Raw genomic sequence first — 23,463 nt, 5'->3', positions numbered from 1 at the left:
CATAAATGATAAAACTGGATCCCGCCAAGATAAAAGATATAAAATCCAGGCTTCAAATTAAGGAGCCCTGGGCATCTATTATCATTTTTGCGCTAAACATCCTTATTGCAATACCTTTGTTTATAATAATCCATCAGAATCTTAAAGATCCTGAATGGCCTTTTCATATAGACCGAATTCTTATTGGCATAGTACTTTTGGTGAGTATCCAGCTGGTCTTAAGGCTAATGAAAAACATCCTGATCGTGTCGATCATTTTTTACTTCATAGCTTTAATTTACGGTTCATTATTTGGAGGATATGGCTTCAATGCCGTTTTTGAAGACTATCGTTCAATGGTTTATACTATGGCAGATGATGCTAACCCGCAAGACATCATTATATCTAAACTATTACCATTCCCTAATAAGTCAAAGATTATTGATGCTGTAGACTACACTAATCCTAAAGTAAGGAATTTTGCCCTTATGGCTACAACCAAGTATTTTCGGGATGTGAAAGGATACAGGAAACAAAGACGTATGATACAGTGTTTTGCTGTATTTAAAGAGATTCGAAACAGATGGAACTATGTAGACGATCCGAAAGGAAAGGAATACATTGCTTTTGCTTCAGAATCTATCCAGCACTTTTCCGGAGATTGTGACGATCATGCTATATTAATGTCAGCAGCTATCAGAGCTGTAGGCGGAACACCGCGAATAATTCATACAGGAGGGCATTTATATCCCGAAATGCTTATTGGCAACAAGGCCGACCTTGAAACAGCCAACTATCTGATAAAAGAGGTTCTTTTTGTTGAAGAAAGCCGCGGCAAAGAGATACATTACCACATTGATGAACGAGGCCAAATATGGCTAAATCTTGATTATACAGCTACTTATCCGGGTGGTAGATTTATGAGTGAGGAAATTTTAGGAGCACTAACTTTTAACTAATTACCAAACTATTTCCTGCTTCCCTTTTTGAGACAAAAACTCATTAGCTTTACTAAAATGTTTATTCCAAAACCAATGCCCTTTGTTAGCACTTAAGGGTGATGGGTGACCTGTCTCCAACACTAAATGCTTTAGTTTATCTACACGTGCTCCTTTTTTCTTAGCAAAACCTCCCCATAGCATAAATACTACATCACTTTTTTCATCAGAAACTTTTTGAATCACAGCGTCCGTAAACGCTTCCCAGCCTTTTCCCTGATGACTATTTGCTTCACCCTGACGTACCGTAAGTACAGCATTAAGTAATAACACACCTTGGTCAGCCCAACGCTCCAAATTGCCGGTAGCAGGAAAAGGCTTTCCTAAATCATCTTGGATTTCCCTAAAGATATTTTGCAATGAAGGGGGAAATGGGATTCCATCACTTACAGAAAAACACAATCCATTAGCCTGTCCGGGGCCATGATACGGATCTTGCCCGATAATAACAACTTTAACCTTACCAAAAGGACAATGATCGAATGCAGAAAATATCTTTTTCCCGGGAGGATAACATGTATTTTGTGAATACTCGTTCTTTACAAAATCAGTCAGATTCTTAAAATATGGTTTTTCAAATTCATCTTTTAAAACTGCATTCCAGGAAGGCTCAATATTTACCTGCATATATATTATTTTTAGCAAATATAGTCAATGCTAACTAAAGGTATAGTTACAATATTAAACTTTAAAAGACATATACAACCCTGACGAATATGTAGTATTTTTGTATAAATTACGTCTACATCAATAATGATCAGCATAAACGAAAAAACTTTAAAAGATTTAGAATTTCATACTGTATTAGAAGCTGTTGCTTCAGGTTGCACGACAGAACCCGGTCATGAAAAAGCGCTGTTAATTTCTCCTTTCAAAAATAAAGAAGAATTAATGGATTCGCTTTTAGAGACTTCTGAATACGTATCATCATTCGACAACAATAATGCGCTTCCAAATCACGGTTTTGAACCCATAACCAACGAAGTGAAATTTCTTGCCATAGAAGACAGCTATCTGGAAGCGACAGCATTTAGAAAGATTGCAGTAGTTTCTGAAACGGTAAATACGCTTATAAAATTCCTTGAAAAATTCGAAGACTACTACCCTACGCTTAATAAAAAAGCCATAAGTATCGAATACACTAAAGAAATACTTAAGAACATCGAAAAAGTAGTTGATAAATATGGTGAAGTTAAAGATGATGCCTCGCCTGAATTACAAAACATCAGAAGAGAAATAAACCAGGTTAAAACCAAAATTAACCAAAGCTTTGCTTCTGCCCTGACACAATACAACGGCCAGGGGTATCTTGATGATATTAAAGAAAGCGTGGTAGAGAACCGTAGAGTTCTTGCAGTACTTGCCATGTACAGACGAAAAGTAAAAGGTTCAATTTTAGGCAGTTCAAAAACAGGAAGCATTGCCTATATAGAACCGGAAGCAACAGTAAAATATTCGCGCGAGCTTAATAATTTTGAATATGAAGAAAAAGAAGAAATAAAACGTATCCTATTGCAGTTGAGCAATACTATTCGTCCGTTTGTTCCTTTATTATTTGAATACCAGGAGTTCCTTACCGATATTGATGTGATTTCCGGTAAAGCCAAATATGCCAGAAGAATAAATGCATTGTTGCCAAATATTACTCAAGAGAAGCGCCTTTATTTCAGAGATGCCTTTCACCCTATTCTTTATTCGAATAACAAACGTAAAGGAGAAGTTACTTACCCACAAACCATTGAGCTAACAGATGACAACAGAATTATTGTTATCTCCGGGCCTAATGCAGGCGGAAAAAGTATTACTCTAAAAACAATAGGTTTATTACAACTGATGCTTCAGAGCGGATTACTTATTCCGGTTCATGAACGAAGTGAGACATTCCTTTTTGATAGAATACTAACAGACATTGGGGATAATCAATCTATTGAAAATCATTTAAGTACATACAGTTATCGTCTTAAAAACATGAACTACTTCTTAAAGAAGTGCAATGATAAAAGTTTATTCCTTATTGACGAATTTGGTACCGGATCGGATCCTGAATTAGGAGGTGCTCTTGCAGAAGTTTTCCTTGAAGAGTTTTATCATCGTGAAGCTTTTGGAATCATAACTACGCATTATACAAATCTTAAAATGCTGGCCAATGAACTTCCTTATGCTACAAATGCAAATATGCTTTTTGATGAAAAATCACTTGAACCAATGTATAAACTAATACTTGGACAAGCCGGTAGTTCTTTCACATTTGAAGTAGCTCAAAAAAATGGTATCCCTTATGGATTAATCAACAGAGCGAAGAAAAAGATCGAAGGAAGCAAAGTACGTTTTGATAAAACTATTGCCACATTGCAAAAAGAACGATCTAAACTAGAAAAAACTTCTCAAATTCTTAAAGAGGAAGAAAGCAAAGCCCGGGAAGAAGGTAAAAAGATGGAAAACATCAATACTAAAATTCAACAAAAACTGGAAAGCTATCAGGAACTTTTTGACGCAAACCAACGTCTTATCTATATTGGCCAAAAACTTGATGATATAAGTGAGAAATATTTCAACACCAAAAACAAGAAAGAACTGATAGGAGAGTTTTTAAAAATAGTTGAGATTGAAAATTCAAAACGTAAAAAAGCTACCCCGAAAGAAAAGAAACAAAAAGAAATTGTTCAAAAACAAATTATTGCTGAAGTAAAAGAAAAGGTTGAAGAAATTCGCCAGGAGAAAAAAGAAAAGAAAATAAAAGCCCAGAAAGAGGAAGCGGAAAAACCAAAAGTAGCTTTAAAAATTGGTGACCGTGTAAGAATGATTGACGGTAAAGCTGTAGGAACACTTGATGCAATTGAAAAGAAGAAGGCTACCGTAAATTACGGACTCTTTACTTCAAAAGTAGATTTAGAATCTCTTGAGTTTGTAGAAAGAAAAAAATAAAAAGTAATGAATAATTTACCTGAAAATAAAAAGATAATTCTGTTTGATGGTATATGTAACTTATGCGACAACACCGTGCAGTTTATCATAAAACATGATAAAGAAGATATTTTTCGTTTTGTCGCATTACAGTCGGATTTAGGAAAAGAAATAATAAACCATATCGGACTTGATATATCAAAAACCGACTCTATAGTTTTATATGAACCCGGCCATGCGTATTATTATAAATCACAGGCAGCTTTCGAAATTTCTAAAGAATTAAGCGGAATATATCAATTTTTACGTGTTTTCTCCATTTTACCAAAATGGCTAACTGATAAAGTGTATGATTACATAGCGAGAAACAGATATAAATGGTACGGCAAAAAAGATGAATGTATGCTGCCCACCCCTCAGTTAAAAGCTAAATTTTTATAAATCTTCATTAAAAAGAAAAACCAGCCACTTAGTAAGTGGCTGGTTTTTTTTAAAAATAAAAAAGTCCTCACAATGTGAGGACTTTTATTTTATATAAAACTAATTTAATTAGTTTTTTACGATTTTCTTAGTAGTAGTACCTTTATCAGATGTGATAGTCGCCATATAAACACCTGAAGCAAGATCAGAAACGTTTACTGTAGCTGTAGATACACCATCAAATTTAACAGTTTTAACTGTACGACCGTTAAGATCAACGATAGCTACGTTAGATACAAGAGCATCAACAGAAACGTTAACTACGTCATTAGCTGGGTTAGGGTAAACTGAAAGGTTAGCAAGAGAAACATTTTCTTTTACACCTAAAACTTCATCTGGAGTAGCGATAGCTTTCACTGAGAAATTGTCATATACAACTGAAGCAGCAACTGTGTTTGCAGCACCTGCAAAAGCAATAATATCTAATTCAGCTGGTTCAAGACCAACATTGTTAGTTGAAGTTACACCTGAAAATAATTCAACATCATTACCTTGATCATCCTGAACAATAATATCATTAGAAGCCCAAGCTACAGCACCTGTTGAAGGAGCATAAACAATCGCAAGTCTATACCAAGTATCAGCATTAAGTATTAAACCACCATCCTTAAGTGTAAAAGTGTAATTTCCGGAACCTTGAGAACCAGTATAAGTAGCAATACCTCTTAATTCACCTGTAGCAGGATAGTAAACAAAACCTCCAAGAATGTTTGAATAAGTATCGTTATACAATTCTATCCTTTGAACATTAGCTGTACCTGCAGTAACAGATGCATAAAGATCGAACTCTGCTGAAATAATATCATTCCCTGATGTTCTGGCAGCCCAAGCATCAGCAAGACCGTTCTTCCATAAATACCTTGCGTTATCTGTTTCTTGAGTTGTACCCTGAGCAACAGAAGCACCTGTAATCTGAAGACCATTAGTACCCCCTTTACCATTAGCTACAACCTGAAAATCTGAGCTATCCCCATCGTTTAAAACTAATGTATAGTAGTTTCCCTGACCTGGTGTTTGTCCAGTCGTATCTGTACCTAAATCACCAACATTAAGATTATTAAAATTTTCAGACTCTAAAACCTGCGCCTGAGCAGTTAAAAATGAAGCCAATACAAAAGCTCCAGCAAGTAATTGTTTTTTCATGATGATAAATAGTTTTAATTTTTTCCAAAAATAGGAAAAGTTTTGGCATTTACAATAACTTCTTTCAAAATTAACCAAAAAAAAACAAGGCCTTAGACCTTGTTTTTTATAAGTATCTGAAAATTAATTAATTTTTCATTATTTTTTTTGTAGTCATACCTTTATCAGAAGTTATATTCATCATATACATACCTGAAGCAAGGTCAGCTATATTAACTGACGCATTAGAAACTCCATCAAAACTAACCGATTTCACCGTACGTCCATTTAGATCAGCAATTGAAATATTTGATATTAATATGTTTTCATTATTACTTACATTAAGTATATTATCAGCCGGATTAGGATAAACAGATAACTTTGAAGCAAAATTATCTGACAAACCAGCAACACCATCACTAACCACTTTTATATTATCCAAAAGCATCACATATTGATCATTGCCTTTGTTTCTAAAAGCAATATAAATTGTCTGACCAGCATAGCTATTTAATGAAACCGTTCTAAAGTTACCTTCGTTTGACTCATTAGGTACATCTAATAATTGATTAAAAGAAGCCACTTCATTGGTCGTTGTAGAAATATTAACTTCGTAATCCTCAAGATAAGTTGCATTTCCCATACTATTTGCTGCAAAAGTCAGGCTAACTGTAGTAGCATCAGATGGTATACTTATAGCTGGAGTCACTAACCAATCGTTAGCAGTCCCTACGGGACTATAGTATGAATTAGATGCAATAACATTATCTGCCATACCTGTTGCCGCCTCTGGGTAGGCATAGTCAGGAATATCCAAGGCAGTCTGAATATCCACTAGAGACAGCACATTCCAAGCATCCGTAACAAGAGAGCTTAAAGGGTCAGCATCTGGAGTTTTCGCATCTAAATTATACAAAGTCCATCCCCCAACTCCTGGACCAATTCCATCCCAATTCTCTTCAAAAAGAGTCTGCTGTGCATTTGCAGCTAAAAAAGATCCAAGCAGCATAGCACCTGTGAGTAATTTTTTCCTCATAATAAATAGTTTTTAATTAACTCAAATCTAATAAAAAAAAGATTACCAATTTTAATATTTCATTTTTTTTTAACAATTAAAACACAATATAATACATTTTTTAACTTATTAAACAATAAAATCAGCTAAAACAAGCGCTGCCATTGCCTCTACAATCGGAACGGCCCTCGGCACTACACAAGGATCATGTCTTCCTTTACCCTGCATTTCTAGAAGGTTTCCATCTTTATCAATTGTCTGTTGCGTTTGCATTATCGTAGCAACAGGCTTGAATGCAACCCTAAAATAAATATCCATCCCATTACTTATTCCTCCCTGAATTCCACCTGAGAGATTAGACTTTGTTGAGCCATCCGGATTAAAAAGATCATTATGCTCACTACCTCTCATTTTAGCTCCGCAGAAACCACTACCGTACTCAAAACCTTTCACAGCGTTGATAGACAACATTGCTTTTCCCAATTCTGCATGTAACTTATCAAAAACAGGATCACCTAATCCAGAAGGCAAATTTTGTATCACACAAGTTATTGTCCCCCCAATTGTATCTCCCTCCTTACGAATCTGCCTGATATATTCTTCCATTTTTTGTGCCGTAACCAGATCAGGGCAACGGACATCATTTGTCTCAGTAAGTGAAAAATCCAGAGCCTGATAGGGTTTATCAATAAAAATCTCTCCCACAGAAGATACAAAAGCATTTATTTTTACTTCAGGCATAAGTTGTTTCGCAATCGCGCCACCTACAACCCTACTGATAGTTTCACGTGCAGAACTTCTTCCTCCTCCTCTATAATCCCTGAAACCATATTTTTTATCGTAGGTATAATCTGCATGAGACGGCCTGTAAACATCTTTAAGATGTTCATAATCTCCTGACTTCTGGTTTGTATTCTGAACAACAAAACCAATCGGAGTTCCAGTAGTTTTACCTTCAAAGACACCTGAAAGAAATTCTACCTTATCAGCCTCTTTTCTTTGTGTCACAATTGCAGACTGCCCCGGTCTTCTTCTATCAAGCTCATATTGTATTGCTTCAAAATTTAAAGATACGCCAGAAGGACAACCATCAACAACTCCTCCTATAGCCACACCATGTGATTCGCCAAATGTTGTAAGCCTAAATTTTTTACCAAATGTATTTCCTGCCATAATATTTTAATTGCTCTTTTAACAAATGTAAGTCCTTCCCTTCTATTACAAAAATAAATACGCAAACACACCCTACTTCTTGAGAACATTTTAATAACATTCCCATAAACATACAGTAATATATATATGAGTAATTTGCAGAAGAAAAAACACTCTAATGAAAAAAAGGAATGTTGATCTCGTTGTTCTATCAGATATTCACTTAGGCACTTACGGCTGTCACGCTAAAGAACTTTCCGCCTACCTTTCTACTATTAAACCCAAAACACTTATTCTAAATGGAGATATAATAGATATCTGGCAATTTAGAAAATCCTATTTCCCTAAATCACACCTTAAAGTTGTAAAAAAGCTTTTAGACTTTGCGTCTAAAGGGACGAAAGTATACTACATAACAGGTAATCACGATGAAATGTTACGTAAATTCAGCGGCACTTCAATGGGAAATTTTTCATTATGCGACAAAGTTGTTCTTGAGCTTGATGGAAAAAAAGCATGGTTTTTCCACGGTGATGTTTTTGACAGCTCGGTACACCATGCAAAATGGATCGCTAAACTTGGCGGGATTGGATATGACTACCTAATACTTCTTAACCGATTTGTAAACTGGTGCCTGAAAAAAATGGGAAAAGAACCGTATTCACTATCAAAAAAAATAAAAAGTAGTGTAAAAAAAGCCGTAAAATTCATCTCAGATTTTGAAGAAACTGCATCAGACATCGCGATTGAAAATAACTATGATTATGTAATTTGCGGACATATCCATGAACCGGTAATAACGGTTAAAGAAAACAAAAAAGGTAGCGTTACATATTTGAACTCCGGAGACTGGATTGAAAATCTTACTGCATTAGAATACAATAAAAGAAGATGGAAATTGTACCGCCACGCAGAAATGGAACCTATAATCGAGGAAGACTATTTCGAAATGGAAACCAAACTTGATCATCAGCTAATTGCAGCTATGATATTCAATAATAAATAATCAAAATAACAAATAGTTAGTTATATTAGCGAAAAACTAACTAACATGAAACGAATTTATTTATTAGGAGTATTGAGTCTTTTTGCTATTTCGTGTTCAAACGATGACGACGGAGGAAACAGTAACAATCAAACAGAGAATTTCTTACCTCTCACAGAAGGTAATTATTGGGTTTATAATGTTCAGGGCACATCATTGAACGGAAGAGACTCTGTTTATTTTTCAGGAGACACTGTTATAAACAATAATACATATAAAAAAGTAAAATCTAAAGACCCTATAGCTACAGGATTCTTTTCAAATGCCATAACTAACAATGGCATACGACAGGAAAATGGAAAAATTTATCTTTCAGGAACGGCAGGATTAAACATCGCGGAAAATTTACCTTTTAGTATAAATGTTACTGACTTCATTATTTTTGACGAAAACGCTTCAGCTAATCAGCAGCTTTCCTTGACAGAAGATAGTTTTTCTCAAGACTTAGGAGAATACACTCTACTGTTTGATTATAAATTATCATCCAAAGCTAAATCACCTTTAACCAATTTTACTTCAGGCAGTGAACAATATTCAACTGTAACCCCTACAGAGATAACTTTAAATCTAAGTATAAAAGTTTCAACAACCATTCAGGGATTCCCACTGACACTAACTTTAATGGAACCGCAAAACGTAGTAGTATCAACACAATATTACGCTGAACAAATCGGAGTGGTAAAAAGTATAACTGATATAACCTACAATCTATCACAATTTCCAGGCATAGAACTACCTATCCCTGCTACTTCATCAGAACACCAGGAAGAGGTACTTGTAGACTACAATATAGAATAAAGCTTTAACAAAATGATAACTGTTAAAAGTTTAACAAAACACTTTCTTACAAATAAAGTGGATTTATATTTGTTAAATAAATAACCCAGTAAATCATTATGAAAAAATTATTGTTAACTGCTTTAATGCTAGGAGGATTAGCATTTAGCGCACAAGCACAGGAGAAAAATGCATTAGGTCTTCGACTTGGAGACAATGACGGTTTTGGAGGAGAAATCTCTTATCAGAGAAAATTAAGCAGCAACAACAGACTTGAATTAGATTTAGGATGGCGTGATTCAAGAAATTATGATGCTATCAAACTTACAGGTCTTTATCAATGGGTATGGAACATTGAGGGAGGCTTTAACTGGTATGCCGGTGTAGGTGGAGGTCTTGGTTCTTGGGAATTCAATGATGGTGTTCCTGATTACTACGACGGAAATGATGATAGCGGAGTATTTGCATTTGTTGCAGGGGATATAGGTATCGAATATAACTTTGATATACCTCTTCAATTATCACTAGATTTCAGACCTGAATTGTATTTTAACGATTTTAGAAATGATAACTTTGCCGGAGATATCGCCTTAGGAGTTAGATTCAAATTCTAAAAAATATTTATCAATAACCCTGTTTTTCGCAGGGTTTTTTTTTATCTTTAAAAGAAAACCATGAACCAACGCGACACGCAGATTCTCGCACTTAGAGGCGAAGCCATTGGAGAAATATACCCTCAATCCTCTAAAGAAGAAATTTTTCAAAACAAAACTATACGACCAATATTAAAACTACAGAACGACATTTTTGTAGAATCATTCATAAATTATGTAAACAAATCTAAAAGTGATTTTTACCAATATACAATTGAAAAGAAATTCACCTTTATTGACAATGCTGTACATAAAGATATAAAGTTCAGAAATGCACTTAAAGGTATGATCATAGCATTATTTACAATAGAAGAATTTAAAGAGTATATTCAAAACTCTTCGAATCTTAATAAACGAATGATGAATCTGCTCATAGAAAGACTTAAAGACCAGGTCCAGCTCCTTTCTAATCAATAAAAAAGCCTTCTTTACAGAAGGCTTTAATTTTATTTTTTGAAGTTGGCTATACCAGAGGTAAGCCATGTTTTATACTCCTCAACATCTGGCGTATACGCAACAGGCTCATTTAACTTAGCCTCGTCAGCCGGATTAACCAATACATAGTAAGGTCTTGCATTTGAAGCGTAACGTTCTACTTCAAAATCACTCCATTTCTCTCCTACTGTTGTAATTTCTCTTCCTGATTTAGAGGTGAAAACTTCATTTTCAGGAAGTTTTTTTCTTGAATCACAATAAAGAGAAATAAGTACTACGTCGTTTTTAAGAATAGAAAGAACCGCCGGATCAGACCACACATACTCTTCCATTTTTCTACAGTTTACACATGCATGTCCGGTAAAGTCAATCAGAATTGGCTTATTAACCGATTTAGCGTAAGCAAGTCCTTTATCATAATCATGAAAAGCAACAATTCCGTGAACAATATATTCAGCATTAGCCGGCAATTCCACTTTACCATCAGCAGCACCTGTTCCCCCTGAACCTCCAAAACCAAAAGGAGATTCACTGTAATTCAACGGTGGTGGGAATCCACTTATTACTTTTAACGGAGCTCCCCACAAGCCAGGGATAAGATAAATAGTAAAGCACAATGACAATACTCCTAAAAGCATTCTTCCTACTGATATAAAAGGAACCGGGCTATCATGAGGAGTCGAAAATTTACCAAATAAATAGAATGTCAGCGTTAAGAATATCCCTATCCAGATTGCAATAAACACTTCTCTTTCCAATATATGCCATTGTTCAACAAGATCAGCATTAGAAAGGAATTTGAAAGCAAGCGCAAGTTCTATAAAACCAAATACAACTTTTACAGTATTTAACCATCCACCTGATTTAGGCAGATTCCCCATAAGATTAGGGAATAATGCAAAAACCATAAATGGCATAGCAAGACCAAGCCCGAAACCTGTAAGCCCTACTGTCAGCAGTATTGCCCCGCCCTCAGAAGAAAGTACCGTACCAAATACAAGCCCTAAAGCCGGACCTGTACAAGAGAATGATACAATTATCAGAGTCAGCGCCATAAAGAACACACCAATCAAACCTCCAGAATTAGAAGCATTATCTGCTTTGCTGGCAAGACTGTTAGGCATTGTAATTTCAAAAGCCCCAAAGAATGATATTGCAAACGTTACAAATATTGCAAAGAAGAATAAGTTAAGATATACGTTTGTAGATATGTCTGCAAAAACATTCTCGCTTATACCTTCAAAAATATGAAAAGGAACAGACAGAAGTATATAGATAGCTACAATACAGATACCATAGAATACTGCATTAAAACGACCTTTAGATTTACTGCTGTTTTGCTTAAGGAAAAAGCTTACTGTCATTGGTATCATTGGGAATACACAAGGTGTGAATGTCACAAGTATACCGGCAAGCAGTGTACCTAAAAAGATGGTCCATGGATCTTTAGGTTCTTCTTTATTTTCTTTAGGCGCTTCAGTATTGTTTACAGCAGTATCTGTGTTTCCTCCTGCTTGTACTTTATCAACCGCATCCGTTTTGGCTGTATCAGAAACCGAAACAGCAGTTTCATCTAAAACAGCAGCGGCAGAAGTAGTTACAGAAGAAAACTTAACCACTTCTTTAGAAGTAAGTGTCTTCACATTGAATTCAAAATTGCTGATTTCCTGTATACAAGATTCCTGACATACCTGATAGTCGATTTTTACCTGTACAAGATCAAGTCCCGGATTGGTAACCTTAACCAATTGTTTCAATTGGAATTTATGATGCCAGAAACTCTCCGTAACACCAAAAATATCACTGTATTTCTGCTCAGGCTTAGTTTCTGATGTTTTACCTATAGCTTCAAAATTGCCCTTTTTGTTGATAAACTCAACAATCATTGGCAATGAACCGTTTTCATCGGTAAATTGAGAATACACATGCCAACCATCCTCAATAACAGCATCCATGGTCAGTAAGTACTGGTCTGCTGATTTTTTTTCAATTTTTGATTTCCATTTTACAGGATGCACAACTTTAGGACCTTGTGCCTGTGCTGTTAATCCTGAAAATAACAGCACAAAAAAGAATAATAAAACTCCCTTTTTCATTTTATAAAAGCTCAATTTTTAATATAGTGTCTGTTGTATTGCGTATTTTGAATCTGTCATCGGCACGCCTGCCAATAATCCAGATGATTTCATTTCCGGAAGTCAATATCCAGGTATCTTCTTTTTCGGACAAAGTCATTTTCTCGTCTTTAAAGAACTTAGATACTTTCTTTTTTTGTCCATTCATACCTGTCGGACAAAAATAATCCCCTTCTTTCCATTTCCGGACAAATAACGGGAATTTTATTAAGTTATTATTAACAAATACAACGTTTTTTGTGGATTCTGATGAAATTTTATCTACTAATTCTAGTTTTATTATTAATGACTCATTAATTTGAGAAAGGCCCTCACTAATTTCATAAACTTTCCTGTCACTAGGCTTTAAGGGTTCTAAAATTAAAACAGTCCTATCCTTTAGCAGTCTGTAATTAGCTGAAAAAATCTGCTTTCCTGACTGTGCATCAACTAAAGCATAAATATCATCCCATGATGTAAACCCAAAAGGATTAAGCCATTGGTATAAGTATGCTTTAAAATTAGGCAAACGCTTTAATTGCCCGATATCGATATGCTTCTGCCCTTCTTTTTCAGAAACTATCTGTTGATACATTACTATTGCTGCGTCATGTACCAATGAGGCAGATTGCTGGAGATTGTTTATTGTCTGAATAAACGAATCGGTGAATGATGGGTTTAATTCTTTTATTTCAGGAATTATATTGTGCCTAAGCCTATTTCTTAAATACTTATCAGAAGCATTACTACTGTCTTCACGCCACGATATACTATTTTCTGAAGCATATCTTTCAATATTTTCACGTGTAAAAGGCAAGAGTGGACGTATGATATTACCATTTCGCTGTGGAATACCCGTTAAACCTTCTATTCCGGTACCCCTTGAAAAGTTTATCAAAAAAGTCTCAATATTATCATCGAGATGATGGGCGGTCAATAAGTAGTCTAAACTATTTTCTTCAAGTAATTCCTGAAACCAGATATAACGCAGCTGCCTGGCTGCCACCTGAATTGATAGTTTATTATCAATAGCAAAAGTTTTTGTATCAAAGTGAGTTACAAAAATATTTATTGCATTATATGAAGCATAACTCCTAATGAATTTTTCATCACCATCGCTCTCTTCTCCTCTCAATCCAAAATTACAATGAGCAATGGCTACATCATAATTTAGCTGCTTTAGAAGATGTACCAAAACAACACTATCAACACCTCCGCTAACAGCAACAAGCAATTTAGATTCTTTAAAAAAGGGAAAATTTACGGCAAGATGTTCTTTAAATTCTGAAAGCATTTTCAAAGTTAGTGAATTATGTTCGAATTATGACTCAAGTACCGAACGCATCGCACGAGCCTTTAACAAGCACTCCTCGTACTCCATTTCAGGAATGGCTTTGGAAGTAATGGCGCTACCTACCGAAAAAGAAACATAATTATTTAGCTGATTATAAAGTATACTACGTATAACCACATTAAAGTCAAAATCACCTTCGGGTGTAAAATAGCCTACCGCGCCACTGTAAAGCCCACGCTTAGTTTCTTCAAGCTTTTCGATAATGTTCATTGCCGATATTTTTGGCGCACCGGTCATACTACCCATTGGGAATGTAGTCTTAATAACATCCACAGGAGAATAACCTTCAGCAAGCCTGGAAGTAACTGTAGAAATCAAATGATGTACCTGTTTGAAAGCATATGTACCGCAAAGCTCTTCAACTTCGACTGATCCTTTTGCCGCTGTACGAGATAAGTCATTTCGAACCAGATCAACAATCATTATGTTTTCAGAACGTTCTTTTTCATTATTATAAAGTTCCTCCTGAATCCTCTTGTCTTCAGCTTCGTCCATACTACGTCTTGCTGTACCCTTTATTGGCTGAGATATTATCTTATCATTCTCTTTACGAATATATCGTTCAGGTGATGCTGACAAGAGGTATTGTTTATAATTCCTAAAGAATACCGCAAAGGGTGGCTCTGAAATTGCATTTAGCCTCTGATAGGTGTAAAACGGATTTATATTGGCGTTTTCTGCATAAAATTCCATGCAAAAATTAGCTTCATAAATATCTCCTCTATGGATATGAGCTAACATATCATTAGCTTTCACTATGTAATCCTCTTTAGATATCCTTTGTTGTATGTTTATTGGAGAACTGATGCCTGAATCCTCTAATTTGTAATTCAAAATTGAATTAATATCCTTTTCAATCTCATCATCACACATGTTCAGGTACTGCAATTCTAATTGATTTCCTTTAAGCAGAAACAGTTTTTTTGGCTGAAAGAAAAACAGATCAGGAAATCCCAATCCATCAAAATTATTAGAGGTTAACCCTTCTGTATCATTCTTTAAATCATAAGAAAGATAGCCAAACAACCAGTCTTTTGTTGTTTGCTGATAAACCTTAAGTTCCTCAAAAGCATTATGATAGTCTGTTTCAATTGAAGTAAAAGCATCAACAGCCAGAACCGCATCATAAGAAGTGTATTGCTGATGGTAATCATTACTATCGAGAAATACTATTTCACGAAATTGTTGTGCCCAGCCTAATAGCTGTTTTTTATACCGTTCGGTATTATCGATAGTCAGGATATAGGAAGTTCTCAAGGCTCTAATTTAATATTCCAAAAATACACACAATACAAATAAAATACAAAACCCATTCCTTACGGAATGGGTTTGTTATATTTAGAATTATATTTTATTAAATATGGATAGCTCTGTTTTCAGTAGCAGCAAGAGCAGCTTCTTTAACAGCCTCAGCATAGGTAGGGTGTGCGTGAGACATTCTTGAGATATCTTCAGCTGATGCTTTAAATTCCATAGCTGTTACTGCTTCAGCGATAAGATCGGCTGTACGAGCACCAATCATGTGGACACCAAGAACTTCATCAGTTTTAGCATCAGCAAGGATTTTTACAAATCCGTCAGTATCCATACTTGCACGTGAACGTCCAAGTGCTTTGAAAGGGAAACTTCCCGACTTATAAGCTACACCAGCTTCTTTTAGTTGTTCTTCTGTTTTTCCAACAGCAGCAACCTCAGGCCATGTGTAAACTACACCAGGGATTAGGTTATAATCGATGTGAGGTTTTTGTCCTGCAAGCGTCTCAGCAACAAATACACCTTCTTCCTCAGCTTTATGTGCAAGCATTGCTCCTTTGATAACGTCACCAATTGCGTAAATGTTAGAAGCCGAAGTTTGTAAATGATCATTTACTTCAATCTGACCTCTTTCTGTAACTTTTACTCCGGCAGCTTCAGCGTTAAGTCCGTCTGTGTAAGGACGACGACCAACTGACACTAAAGAGTAATCACCATCTAAAGTGATAGTTTCACCTTTAGCATTTTCAGCCTGAACCTGAACACCTTCTCCGTTTCTTTCAACAGATTTAACTTTGTGAGAAGTATAGAATTTCATTCCTTGTTTCTTAAGCACTTTAGTAAGTTCTTTAGAAAGACCTGCATCCATACCAGGAATAATTCTGTCAAGATATTCTACCACTGATACCTGAGCACCAAGGCGAAGGTAAACCTGACCTAGTTCAAGACCAATTACACCCCCACCGATTACGATAAGATGTTTTGGAACTTCTTTTAATTCAAGAGCTTCAGTAGAAGTTATTATTCTTTCTTTGTCAATTTTGATAAAAGGAAGAGACGATGGTTTAGATCCTGTAGCGATAATGGTGTTTTTAGCCTCAATCACTTCAGAAGAACCGTCATTTTTAGTCACTTTAATATGAGTAGCATCTTCAAATGAACCTAATCCTTCAAAAACAGTGATTTTGTTTTTATCCATAAGGTATTTGATACCAGAAACATTCTGATCAACAACACCTTTTTTACGTGCAATCATCTGCTCGATATTCACTTTAATCTCTCCGGCAATATCAATACCGTGCTCTTTAAAGTGTGTAGTAGCGTCATGGTAATGGTGAGACGAATCCAGCAAAGCCTTTGATGGAATACAGCCTACGTTAAGGCAAGTACCTCCAAGTGTTGGGTATTTCTCAATAATTGCAGTATTAAAACCCAATTGCGCACAGCGTATTGCTGCTACATATCCGCCGGGACCTGAACCTATAACGACTACGTCAAATGAACTCATAATATATTTTTTTGTGTGATTTTATTTATTATCACGCAAATTTAGGGATAATCCTTAATATGGAATAAATAAAAAAGAGGAATTTGCATTCCTCTTTGAATATCTCACATTTATATGTTTAAATATTTTATTTCTTCATATTGTAATAACCATCCAGAAACAAATAACGATCCCTGTTAGGTTCTTTAACCGATTTACTTGTAACATCAAGAATCATAAGATTCATATCGCCTTCTGGTTTACTTACAGGCCAGTCGGATAAGCCTTTACCGTTTGGATTTCCTGTTTTGATGAAGTTTGCAATATAATCCTCGGAAATCTGAGAAGCTTTATAATCATCAGCAGTCCATTCATATACAGGGTTTGAAGCCAGATTACCAAGCATATATTCGATATCAGAAGCGTGTGCAGCTCCTTTAAGTTGTTCCGGCATCTTATTCTCTTCTTTTTTGCCATCATCTTTTATAATACCTCCTGCAAGTCCGGCTTTAGCATTGCCCAATTCCGATTTCATTAGTGGACGGGCTTTAGAGAAAATATAAGCATATGTTGGTTGTTTCGTCACTTTTCTATGCTGATCAAGCCATTTCCAGGTACTGTACACTATAAAATTATCACTTGCCAATGCTGTAGCACATTCAATTACTTCCTGTTCGGTATTACCTGGGTACAATTTCAAAACTTCTGCTGCTTTGTCTTTATAAGTATCCTCTACCCTTTTCTTATAGTTTTCAGGGTTAGGATATTGCCCATACATAAATGCCTGATACGGAATTTCCGCAGATGTCCATCCTGCCAACAAAGGTACTTTAGCCTGTTCACCTGCTGCAAAAATAGCCGAAGGAAGTTTAGGTAAAAAATATCCATCAACCGTAGCTCTTGTATTGAAAGCACCCGGTTTTGAAGCCTCTTCTAAAAGCTGTTCTGCAGGGATAGCGCGTAATTTCAAAAGTTCAGAGACATTTATCTTAGATGCAAAAGCCACACCATTTTTCTCCGCATCCGCTAAAGGCACGGCATCAAGAGTTGGATTGATCATAGCACCACTCTGCCCGATCGCTCCGGCGATAAGATTTTTGGATAAAGGAGATGCCATTTGAGCTGATACTGATATAGATCCTGCTGATTCACCGGCAATTGTGATCTTATTTGGGTCTCCACCAAAGGCAGCAATGTTTTTCTTTACCCACACCAATGCAGCATTCTGATCAAGAAGTCCATAATTTCCCGATGCATGATTTGGCGATTCTTTGGTCAGTTCAGGATGTGAAAAGAAACCAAAAATCCCCAATCTGTAATTAAGTGTTACGGTTACAATGCCTTTCTCTGCAAGGCTTTCACCATCATAACGGTTTTCAGAACCGTCTCCGGCAACAAATCCACCTCCATAAAAATAGACCAAAACCGGCAATTTTTCAATAGCCTTTTTAGCGGGAGTCCATATATTAAGATATAAACAATCTTCACTCATCGAAGGAGCACGAAAACTCATATCTCCAAATACAGGTTTTTGCATCGCATTGCTTCCAAATTTATCAGCTTTTCGGATGCCATTCCATTTTTTTGGAGCCTGAGGTGCTTTCCAGCGTAGGTCATCAACAGGCGGTTCTGCAAAAGGTACTCCTCTGTAATTTTGAATTCCCGATGGCAAAAGGATACCTTCCAGTGTCCCCTGCTCTACTTTAACCTGTGGATTTTTTTGTGCAGTTACAACCAGTGACAACTGCAATAATAAGGTTAAGAATAAGTGTTTTTTGGTCATATTGATAGATGTTTCTAACAAATATAGCCAATATTACAATGTAATGATATTAGTATTCTTTACCTCACTTATCATGAAAGTACTGTGAGTACTGCCAATATGCTGAAGTGTTGTGAGTTTAGTCACCATAAATTCACGGTAAGCTTCCATGTCTCTTACATATATCTTTAATATGTAGTCATAATCGCCACTCACATGATAACATTCTAATACCTCTTCAAGTTTCGTTACTTCCTGTTCAAAACGGGTTAAATACTCTTTTGTATGTTGAATAAGTTTTAAATGGCAAAAGACAACAAAATTCTTCTCCACCTTTTTTTGGTCAATAATAGCAACATATTTATCGATGATACCTTCACGCTCTAATTTTTTTATACGTTCATAAATTGCGGTTACCGAAAGGTTGAGTTTTAATGAAAGTTCTTTTGTTGTCTTAGTGCTATCTTGTTGCAGTAACATAAGCAGTTTTCTGTCGGTTATATCCATACTGTCCCGAAAAATTTTCTTTTATCGCAAGTAAATATATATTAGTTATTGTAATATATTTTAAATACAATCAAATATATAGATTTATAATCTAACAAAAACAAATAGTATTGATTTTTAATTTACAAAACACTCTATTTGTATTTCAAAAATCTAAGAAAAAACTACAATCATAAATTTAAAATTTAAAAAAATGGACTTTAATCCGGCTGACAAGATACAGGACTTACAATATTTTGGAGAATTTGGTGGAGTGAACCCTTCAATTTCTGATTCATCAACTTATACATTCCTTTCAGCAAAAACCATGTTTGATACATTTGAAGGAAATGCTGAAGGTTGCTATTTATACTCTCGCCATTCTTCACCAAGTAACCTTTATCTTGGTCAGGCTCTTGCAGCTATGGAAGGTACAGAAACGGCAAATGTTGCTGCTTCAGGTATGGGAGCAATTACTCCGGTACTTTTACAGCTTTGTGCTGCGGGTGACCACATTGTTACCAGTCGTACTATTTATGGAGGAACTTATGCTTTCATGAAAAACTTCCTACCAAAACTTAACATCAATACAACTTTTGTTGATATTACTAAGCTTGATGTTGTTGAGGCTGCCATCACTCCTAATACTAAAGTACTTTACTGCGAAACAGTTAGTAATCCACTTTTAGAAGTTGCAGATATAGAAAGCCTTGCTAAAATCGCTAAAAAACACAATCTTAAACTGGTTGTAGATAATACATTCTCACCACTATCTGTTGCTCCTGCTAAGATGGGTGCTGATGTAGTTATTCACAGCCTTACAAAATTCATCAACGGAAGCAGTGATACTGTTGGTGGCGTTACCTGCGGTACTCAGGAGTTCATTGATGCACTTCGCAATGTGAATGATGGTGCCAGCATGCTTCTTGGACCGACTATGGACAGCCTTCGTGCAGCAAGTGTATTGAAAAACCTTCGTACGCTACACATCAGAATGAAACAACACAGCTACAACGCTATGTATCTGGCTCAAAAATTTGAAAAAGATGGCCTTAAAGTTGTTTATCCGGGGCTTGAAAGCCACCCCGGACACGAACTTTACAAAGGTATGATTAATAAGGAATATGGTTTTGGCGGACTTATGACTATCGATGCCGGTACTATTGACAAGGCTAATGAATTAATGGAACTTATGCAAAACCGTAACCTTGGTTACCTTGCAGTAAGTCTTGGTTTTTATAAAACATTATTTAGTGCTCCTGGTTCATCAACATCAAGTGAAATTCCATTAGATGAGCAAAAAGAAATGGGACTTACAGATGGACTTATCCGTTTCTCAATAGGTCTTGATAATGATATTGAACGTACTTACAACATGATGAAAGAATGCATGATTGAAGTTGGAGTACTTAAAGCAGCAGCTACAGTTTAATCAACCAACCAAATATTAAAATCCGTTCACTTAAGTGAACGGATTTTTTATTGTAACAAATTCATTGGGTAAACTACTAATTAACAGATGAACATTTCGTAGAGATGTATAGTTTATTTAAATTCGCCCACCTAACAACAAATACATGAAAAAAACAGTATGGCTATTCTTATTAGCAGGAATGGCTGCCACAGCACAAAAAAACCTTACCATACAGGAAGCTACAATGGGTCAGTATCAGATGTTTGCCCCTAAAAGCCTTGTTGCTCCGGCTTGGAGAAAGGATTCTAAAACCATAACTTATCTGGACAACAGCTATGCTAATCTAATGGCACGTAGCCAGGAAAACAACTGGACTGAAAGTACCCTGATATCTAAGACTGAACTTACTAATGCGCTAAAAGCGAAGTTTCCAGCTGATACATTCGAACTTAGAATGTTTCCTTATACCTATAAATGGAATGATGCTAACACATTAGTATTAGAAGTTACAGGTAAAAACAATACCTATCTGGTTTTGTTTGATGTGACAAAAAAAGAAATTAAAAGCGCTATAGCTATTTCTAACGAAGCAGCACAACAGCAACTTTCGCCAAATGGGGCAAACGCTTCATGGCTGAAAGGCAACAACATAGTAATATCCACTATTGATGGCAAAACCATCAATGTTACTAATGATACTGATAAAGGTATTGTAAACGGAAGTGATTATGTTCACCGCCAGGAATTTGGAATTGACAAAGGAATGTGGTGGAGCCCTAATAGTGATAAACTATTATTTTACCGTAAGGATGAGACTATGGTTGCTAATTACCCTCTTACCAATTGGGATGAGCGTATAGCTACCAACAAAGATATTAAATATCCTATGGCGGGTATGAAAAGTGAAGAGGTTACTCTTGTTGTATACGATATTGCATCAGGAAAATCTACAACACTTAAAACCGAAGGTCCTAAAGAGCAGTATCTTACTACCGTTACATGGTCTCCAGATGGTAAAAAAGTATATGTAGGTGTGCTAAACAGAGAGCAAAATGACCTGAAACTAAATCGTTATGATGCTTTAACTGGTAATTTTGAGAAAACATTGTTTGAGGAGAAGGCCTCAACTTATGTTGAGCCACTTCATGATCTTACTTTTGTTCCCGGTAAAAATGATCAGTTCCTTTACAGAAGCGAAAAAGATGGCTATGAGCAGTTATATCTTTATAATACAGACGGAAAACAGCTTAAAAAACTTGGCTATCTTGATGTAGTAATTACTGAGTTTTTAGGCTTTGACAGCAATGCTAAAAATGCATTCTACATGGGGACAGCGGATAACGGACTTGAAAGACAACTTTATAAAGTTGAGCTTTTATCGGGAAAAACTATCCCTGTTACAACTCAATCGGGTACGCATACAACTTTGTTAAGTACAGATGGAACATTTGCTCTTGACAGTTTCAGCAACACAATTACACCTAATACAACAACAATTGTTAATCTTAACAATAAAAAAGACACTAATACAGTACTTAAAGCTGAAAACCCGTATACAGGTAAGACAGTACTTCCTAAAATGGAACTGGTTACTGTAACTTCTGCTGACGGCAAAACCCCTCTTAACGGACGATTGATTTACCCTGCGGATTTCGATACAACAAAAAAATATCCCGTAATTGTTTATGTATACGGAGGTCCTCATGCACAATTGGTTACTAATAAATGGTTAGGCGGAGCTTCATTGTTTGACTATTATCTTGCACAACAAGGATATGTGGTATTTACACTAGACAACCGTGGAAGCGATGCACGTGGACGTGATTTTGAACATGTAGTTCACCGTAACCTTGGAGTTAACGAAATGGCTGACCAGATGCGAGGCGTTGAATTCCTTAAATCCAAAGCATTTGTAGATCAGAACAGGATTGGTGTTTCAGGGTGGAGTTTTGGCGGATTTATGACGTCTTCACTTATATTAGATCATGGCGATGTATTTAAAGTTGGAGTTGCCGGCGGTCCGGTTTGTGACTGGAAATACTACGAAATAATGTATGGTGAGCGCTATATGGATACTCCACAAGAGAATCCTGAGGGATATGCTAAAACAAACATTATTGACAAAGCAAAACAACTTAACAGCAGATTGCTCATCATTCACGGAGCTCAGGATCCTGTAGTGGTTCAGCAGCACAGTATGGAGTTTATCAATGCGTGTATTACAGCGGGAAAACAGGTTGATTATTTCCTTTATCCAAACCATGAACACAATGTACGCGGTAAAGACAGGATTCACCTGAATCAGAAAATCGCTGATTATTTTGATACTTACCTTAAAAAGTAATAATATTGACGGAGGCTTAGGCCTCCGTTTTTATTTACATATGGACAATCCAATCTCAAAACTCAACCGCTTTACTACACTTCCCATTCTGCTTGATATGCTGGAGAGGAAGAAACTTACCTTACTAAATCCCAGATTATGGGAAGATAAAAATGACTCAGAGATTATCTTAGAATATAAGAGCAGAAAAGGGATCGAAAATTTATTTGCGCTATGTTTTTCGCATGATGATGAAACAATTCATCACTGGAAGACCTATTCCAACGGACCAAGCGGTTGTGTAATTGAGTTCGACGCCAAAAAACTATTTGCAATATTAGATGAAATTCCCGGTTTAAAACACGGAAAGATTATTTATAAAAAGATAGATGATGTATCCTCTAAAAAGAAAATAGAACTTGATGACGTGCCTTTTACAAAAAGATGGCCCTATCGTTGTGAAGAAGAATATCGTATAATCTACGAGACGAATGAAAAAATGGATTTTTACGAAATAGAATTTCCATTAAGTGTTATCCGAAAAGTGACTATAAGCCAACAAATGCCGGAACAGATATACAATACAATCAAGAAACATCTTAAAGGAACAGCTAAAGACCCTGATAAAAGAATAAGCCGCTCTACCTTGTATGAAAATCAGCGTTGGATCAGCGGATTTAAAAAGATGTAAAAAAGAAAGCCTGACAGTT

20 protein-coding genes are annotated in these 23,463 nt (G+C 35.9%); 10 read left to right on the top strand and 10 right to left on the bottom strand.

The genetic code is table 11. The features are described from left to right. Positions 1–5 precede the first annotated feature (5 nt). Positions 6–938 carry a transglutaminase domain-containing protein gene (locus ACFSR3_RS12185; protein ID WP_379821266.1) on the top strand — a complete coding sequence of 311 codons (933 nt, stop codon included), beginning with the start codon at positions 6–8 and terminating at the stop codon, positions 936–938. Here ACFSR3_RS12185 and ACFSR3_RS12180 read toward each other — a convergent pair whose 3' ends face one another. Then, positions 939–1,604 carry a uracil-DNA glycosylase gene (locus ACFSR3_RS12180; RefSeq protein ID WP_379821264.1) on the bottom strand — a complete coding sequence of 222 codons (666 nt, stop codon included), beginning with the start codon at positions 1,602–1,604 and terminating at the stop codon, positions 939–941. Between the two features lie 126 nt (positions 1,605–1,730). Here ACFSR3_RS12180 and ACFSR3_RS12175 point away from each other — a divergent pair, with 126 nt between their 5' ends. Beyond that, positions 1,731–3,902, top strand: coding sequence for an endonuclease MutS2 (locus ACFSR3_RS12175; protein ID WP_379821263.1), 2,172 nt, complete (start codon positions 1,731–1,733; stop codon positions 3,900–3,902). Between the two features lie 6 nt (positions 3,903–3,908). Beyond that, the gene (locus ACFSR3_RS12170) at positions 3,909–4,322 is read left to right on the top strand and encodes a thiol-disulfide oxidoreductase DCC family protein (protein WP_379821261.1); all 414 of its coding nucleotides are present in this window, start codon (positions 3,909–3,911) and stop codon (positions 4,320–4,322) included. A 108-nt stretch (positions 4,323–4,430) separates the two neighbouring features. On the opposite strand, the gene ACFSR3_RS12165 is transcribed toward ACFSR3_RS12170, so the two are convergent. From ACFSR3_RS12165 to aroC, 3 genes are all read right to left on the bottom strand, one after another. Continuing rightward, a complete protein-coding gene (locus tag ACFSR3_RS12165; RefSeq protein ID WP_379821259.1) occupies positions 4,431–5,504 on the bottom strand; it encodes a T9SS type A sorting domain-containing protein in 1,074 nt (357 codons plus the stop codon). 127 nt (positions 5,505–5,631) lie between these two features. Then, a complete protein-coding gene (locus tag ACFSR3_RS12160) occupies positions 5,632–6,519 on the bottom strand; it encodes a T9SS type A sorting domain-containing protein (RefSeq protein WP_379821258.1) in 888 nt (295 codons plus the stop codon). Between the two features lie 108 nt (positions 6,520–6,627). Continuing rightward, positions 6,628–7,671 carry a chorismate synthase gene (gene aroC / locus ACFSR3_RS12155; protein ID WP_379821256.1) on the bottom strand — a complete coding sequence of 348 codons (1,044 nt, stop codon included), beginning with the start codon at positions 7,669–7,671 and terminating at the stop codon, positions 6,628–6,630. Between the two features lie 157 nt (positions 7,672–7,828). On the opposite strand from aroC, the gene ACFSR3_RS12150 reads away from it, so the two are divergent. The 4 genes from ACFSR3_RS12150 to ACFSR3_RS12135 all read left to right on the top strand — a co-directional run bounded on the left by ACFSR3_RS12150 (position 7,829) and on the right by ACFSR3_RS12135 (position 10,542). Continuing rightward, positions 7,829–8,656: a UDP-2,3-diacylglucosamine diphosphatase gene (locus ACFSR3_RS12150; RefSeq protein WP_114759496.1), complete on the top strand. Its 828-nt coding sequence runs from the start codon at positions 7,829–7,831 to the stop codon at positions 8,654–8,656. A gap of 45 nt (positions 8,657–8,701) precedes the next feature. Further along, a complete protein-coding gene (locus ACFSR3_RS12145) occupies positions 8,702–9,493 on the top strand; it encodes a hypothetical protein (protein WP_379821253.1) in 792 nt (263 codons plus the stop codon). Between the two features lie 98 nt (positions 9,494–9,591). Continuing rightward, a complete protein-coding gene (locus ACFSR3_RS12140) occupies positions 9,592–10,086 on the top strand; it encodes an outer membrane protein (protein ID WP_379821252.1) in 495 nt (164 codons plus the stop codon). Between the two features lie 60 nt (positions 10,087–10,146). After that, the gene (locus ACFSR3_RS12135; protein WP_114759493.1) at positions 10,147–10,542 is read left to right on the top strand and encodes a glyoxalase; all 396 of its coding nucleotides are present in this window, start codon (positions 10,147–10,149) and stop codon (positions 10,540–10,542) included. 29 nt (positions 10,543–10,571) lie between these two features. Here the strand turns inward: ACFSR3_RS12135 and ACFSR3_RS12130 are convergent, their stop codons facing one another. The 6 genes from ACFSR3_RS12130 to ACFSR3_RS12105 all read right to left on the bottom strand — a co-directional run bounded on the left by ACFSR3_RS12130 (position 10,572) and on the right by ACFSR3_RS12105 (position 19,037). Then, positions 10,572–12,656 (bottom strand): protein-disulfide reductase DsbD family protein, encoded by a 2,085-nt coding sequence (locus tag ACFSR3_RS12130; protein WP_379821251.1) that lies wholly within the window; start codon positions 12,654–12,656, stop codon positions 10,572–10,574. 1 nt (position 12,657) lies between these two features. Then, positions 12,658–13,968 carry a tRNA lysidine(34) synthetase TilS gene (gene tilS, locus ACFSR3_RS12125; protein ID WP_379821249.1) on the bottom strand — a complete coding sequence of 437 codons (1,311 nt, stop codon included), beginning with the start codon at positions 13,966–13,968 and terminating at the stop codon, positions 12,658–12,660. Between the two features lie 27 nt (positions 13,969–13,995). Next, positions 13,996–15,285 carry an anthranilate synthase component I family protein gene (locus ACFSR3_RS12120; protein ID WP_379821247.1) on the bottom strand — a complete coding sequence of 430 codons (1,290 nt, stop codon included), beginning with the start codon at positions 15,283–15,285 and terminating at the stop codon, positions 13,996–13,998. A 97-nt stretch (positions 15,286–15,382) separates the two neighbouring features. Beyond that, complete coding sequence (lpdA, locus tag ACFSR3_RS12115; protein ID WP_379821245.1) at positions 15,383–16,789, bottom strand: dihydrolipoyl dehydrogenase; 1,407 nt, start codon at positions 16,787–16,789, stop codon at positions 15,383–15,385. 127 nt (positions 16,790–16,916) lie between these two features. Continuing rightward, on the bottom strand, positions 16,917–18,551 hold the full coding sequence (locus tag ACFSR3_RS12110) for a carboxylesterase/lipase family protein (RefSeq protein ID WP_379821243.1): 1,635 nt from the start codon (positions 18,549–18,551) through the stop codon (positions 16,917–16,919). Between the two features lie 33 nt (positions 18,552–18,584). Further along, positions 18,585–19,037 carry an Lrp/AsnC family transcriptional regulator gene (locus ACFSR3_RS12105; protein WP_379821240.1) on the bottom strand — a complete coding sequence of 151 codons (453 nt, stop codon included), beginning with the start codon at positions 19,035–19,037 and terminating at the stop codon, positions 18,585–18,587. A gap of 193 nt (positions 19,038–19,230) precedes the next feature. Here ACFSR3_RS12105 and ACFSR3_RS12100 point away from each other — a divergent pair, with 193 nt between their 5' ends. The 3 genes from ACFSR3_RS12100 to ACFSR3_RS12090 all read left to right on the top strand — a co-directional run bounded on the left by ACFSR3_RS12100 (position 19,231) and on the right by ACFSR3_RS12090 (position 23,444). Continuing rightward, positions 19,231–20,448, top strand: a complete 1,218-nt coding sequence (locus tag ACFSR3_RS12100) for an aminotransferase class I/II-fold pyridoxal phosphate-dependent enzyme (protein WP_379821238.1) — start codon at positions 19,231–19,233, stop codon at positions 20,446–20,448. A 145-nt stretch (positions 20,449–20,593) separates the two neighbouring features. Continuing rightward, entirely contained in the window at positions 20,594–22,774 is a 2,181-nt protein-coding gene (locus ACFSR3_RS12095; protein ID WP_379821237.1) for a S9 family peptidase, read from the top strand. Between the two features lie 40 nt (positions 22,775–22,814). Next, positions 22,815–23,444 carry a DUF2971 domain-containing protein gene (locus tag ACFSR3_RS12090; RefSeq protein WP_379821235.1) on the top strand — a complete coding sequence of 210 codons (630 nt, stop codon included), beginning with the start codon at positions 22,815–22,817 and terminating at the stop codon, positions 23,442–23,444. Positions 23,445–23,463: the final 19 nt, after the last annotated feature.

The sequence above is a fragment of the Flavobacterium suzhouense genome (assembly GCF_042684765.1).
Classification (GTDB): Bacteria; Bacteroidota; Bacteroidia; order Flavobacteriales; family Flavobacteriaceae; genus Flavobacterium; species Flavobacterium suzhouense.
This window is presented reverse-complemented; position numbering and strand designations above follow the sequence as displayed.

What these genes read in the sequence shown, in the direction of transcription:
- ACFSR3_RS12185 (WP_379821266.1), top strand. Translation starts at nt 6, where the DNA reads ATGATAAAACTGGATCCCGCCAAGATAAAAGATATAAAATCCAGGCTT.
- ACFSR3_RS12180 (WP_379821264.1), bottom strand. Translation starts at nt 1,604, where the DNA reads ATGCAGGTAAATATTGAGCCTTCCTGGAATGCAGTTTTAAAAGATGAA.
- ACFSR3_RS12175 (WP_379821263.1), top strand. Translation starts at nt 1,731, where the DNA reads ATGATCAGCATAAACGAAAAAACTTTAAAAGATTTAGAATTTCATACT.
- ACFSR3_RS12170 (WP_379821261.1), top strand. Translation starts at nt 3,909, where the DNA reads ATGAATAATTTACCTGAAAATAAAAAGATAATTCTGTTTGATGGTATA.
- ACFSR3_RS12165 (WP_379821259.1), bottom strand. Translation starts at nt 5,504, where the DNA reads ATGAAAAAACAATTACTTGCTGGAGCTTTTGTATTGGCTTCATTTTTA.
- ACFSR3_RS12160 (WP_379821258.1), bottom strand. Translation starts at nt 6,519, where the DNA reads ATGAGGAAAAAATTACTCACAGGTGCTATGCTGCTTGGATCTTTTTTA.
- aroC (WP_379821256.1), bottom strand. Translation starts at nt 7,671, where the DNA reads ATGGCAGGAAATACATTTGGTAAAAAATTTAGGCTTACAACATTTGGC.
- ACFSR3_RS12150 (WP_114759496.1), top strand. Translation starts at nt 7,829, where the DNA reads ATGAAAAAAAGGAATGTTGATCTCGTTGTTCTATCAGATATTCACTTA.
- ACFSR3_RS12145 (WP_379821253.1), top strand. Translation starts at nt 8,702, where the DNA reads ATGAAACGAATTTATTTATTAGGAGTATTGAGTCTTTTTGCTATTTCG.
- ACFSR3_RS12140 (WP_379821252.1), top strand. Translation starts at nt 9,592, where the DNA reads ATGAAAAAATTATTGTTAACTGCTTTAATGCTAGGAGGATTAGCATTT.
- ACFSR3_RS12135 (WP_114759493.1), top strand. Translation starts at nt 10,147, where the DNA reads ATGAACCAACGCGACACGCAGATTCTCGCACTTAGAGGCGAAGCCATT.
- ACFSR3_RS12130 (WP_379821251.1), bottom strand. Translation starts at nt 12,656, where the DNA reads ATGAAAAAGGGAGTTTTATTATTCTTTTTTGTGCTGTTATTTTCAGGA.
- tilS (WP_379821249.1), bottom strand. Translation starts at nt 13,968, where the DNA reads ATGCTTTCAGAATTTAAAGAACATCTTGCCGTAAATTTTCCCTTTTTT.
- lpdA (WP_379821245.1), bottom strand. Translation starts at nt 16,789, where the DNA reads ATGAGTTCATTTGACGTAGTCGTTATAGGTTCAGGTCCCGGCGGATAT.
- ACFSR3_RS12110 (WP_379821243.1), bottom strand. Translation starts at nt 18,551, where the DNA reads ATGACCAAAAAACACTTATTCTTAACCTTATTATTGCAGTTGTCACTG.
- ACFSR3_RS12105 (WP_379821240.1), bottom strand. Translation starts at nt 19,037, where the DNA reads ATGGATATAACCGACAGAAAACTGCTTATGTTACTGCAACAAGATAGC.
- ACFSR3_RS12100 (WP_379821238.1), top strand. Translation starts at nt 19,231, where the DNA reads ATGGACTTTAATCCGGCTGACAAGATACAGGACTTACAATATTTTGGA.
- ACFSR3_RS12095 (WP_379821237.1), top strand. Translation starts at nt 20,594, where the DNA reads ATGAAAAAAACAGTATGGCTATTCTTATTAGCAGGAATGGCTGCCACA.
- ACFSR3_RS12090 (WP_379821235.1), top strand. Translation starts at nt 22,815, where the DNA reads ATGGACAATCCAATCTCAAAACTCAACCGCTTTACTACACTTCCCATT.